Below are 1534 nucleotides of genomic sequence, written 5' to 3' on the forward strand. Positions count from 1 at the left end.
TTAGTTGCGGTTGCAACTGATTTAGTTGCGGTTAAGAAAAATAAGTTTAATATTTCCATAAAAAACTCCACTCAACACCACCCAATCAAAAAAAGCCGCCAAAAAAGGCGGCTCTCATCAAATCTTCTATTAAACTTCCAAAAACTTCACAAGTCTGTCCGCATCCAAACGCGTACCCACATAAAACGACCCAAACTCAGCATAACGCGCGCTGACTTCGTCGAAGCGCATTTCGTAAATCAGTTTCTTGAACTGGAGAACATCATCTGCGAACAGGGTTACGCCCCACTCGTAATCATCAAAGCCGACAGAGCCGGAAATGATTTGTTTCACTTTGCCTGCATAGCTGCGGCCAATTTTACCGTGGGACAGCATCAGATCTTTGCGCTCGTCCATCGGCAGCATGTACCAGTTGTCGTCGCCGTCGCGGCGTTTGTCCATCGGGTAGAAGCAGATGTACTGCGAACGCTGAAGTTCCGGATACAGGCGCGCGCGTACATGCGGATTCTGATATGGATCTTCGTCCGATTTGCCGGACAGGTAGTTGGAAAGTTCCACTACTGATACGTAAGAGTAAGTCGGAACCGTGTACGCCACAAGCGTCAATTTATTGTATTCCGTTTCAAGCTCACGCAATTCGTCCATCGTTTCGCGCAGCAGCATCAGCATTACGTCGGCTTTTTGCCCGACAATTGAATACAATGCGTGTGCACCGGTTTTATTTTCATCGGCCTGGTTGACCTTGTCCATAAACGCCTGATATTCGTCGATTGCGAATTGACGCTCTTCGTCCGTCAGCATTTTCCAGGATACCCAGTCCATTGACCGAAAATCATGGAGGACGTACCAGCCGTCTAATGTAATTGCAGCTTCATTCATATGATAAACACTCCTTCTAATAAAAAATCTCTCCAATCCAGTTTATCATACCCACTGAGCAACTTCCTTCAAAAGAGGTGCCTGTCACCAATTTGCCATGACCATCGTTCCTTTTCACGGGACATCCCTTCAGGTAAAATAAAATCAAGCGAACGCTTTGAAGAGGAGAAAAAAACATGCCGTTATTTACCGAACAGACTGAGTGGCGTTTCTGGGATCAATCCCTCAGCGCCAAAAATAAATCCGCGCTCGAATCATTTGCGGCGGACGATCTTTTGTGCGAACTGGTCGGCTCCGGCCAAAGTGAGCCGACCATCCGCACGTGGGTGCATGACGATACGGTAGTGCTCGGCATCCAGGATCACCGCCTGCCGCATATTGACGAGGCTAACCAGTTATTGAAAGAACGCGGCTACACACCGATCGTAAGAAATTCAGGCGGCCTGGCTGTCGTACTTGATGCGGGCGTCCTGAACATTTCTGTCGTCGTGTCCGAAAAGGAAAGCGCCATCGACATTCCGGAAGGCTACGACATGATGCTGGAACTGGTGCGCAAGCTGTTTCCGGAAGCGGCAATCGATGCCTACGAAATCGTCGGCTCGTATTGTCCGGGTTCCTATGACCTCAGCATCGGCGGGCGGAAATTCGCCGGCAT

The 1534-nt window shown here is 49.0% G+C and carries 2 protein-coding genes; one reads left to right on the top strand and one right to left on the bottom strand.

Going from position 1 to position 1534, the window contains the following annotated elements:
• Positions 1-129: 129 nt before the first annotated feature.
• Entirely contained in the window at positions 130-879 is a 750-nt protein-coding gene (hemQ, locus tag KW93_RS16300; RefSeq protein WP_033544113.1) for a hydrogen peroxide-dependent heme synthase, read from the bottom strand.
• Positions 880-1055: 176 nt separating this feature from the next.
• On the opposite strand from hemQ, the gene KW93_RS16305 reads away from it, so the two are divergent.
• On the top strand, positions 1056-1534 hold a 479-nt coding region (locus KW93_RS16305), incomplete at its 3' end, for a lipoyl protein ligase domain-containing protein (RefSeq protein WP_033544114.1).

Source organism: Planococcus sp. CAU13 (assembly GCF_000775575.1).
Lineage (GTDB): Bacteria > Bacillota > Bacilli > Bacillales_A > Planococcaceae > Planococcus.

Coding starts and splice junctions, on each gene's coding strand:
- hemQ (WP_033544113.1), bottom strand. CDS start 879: ATGAATGAAGCTGCAATTACATTAGACGGCTGGTACGTCCTCCATGAT.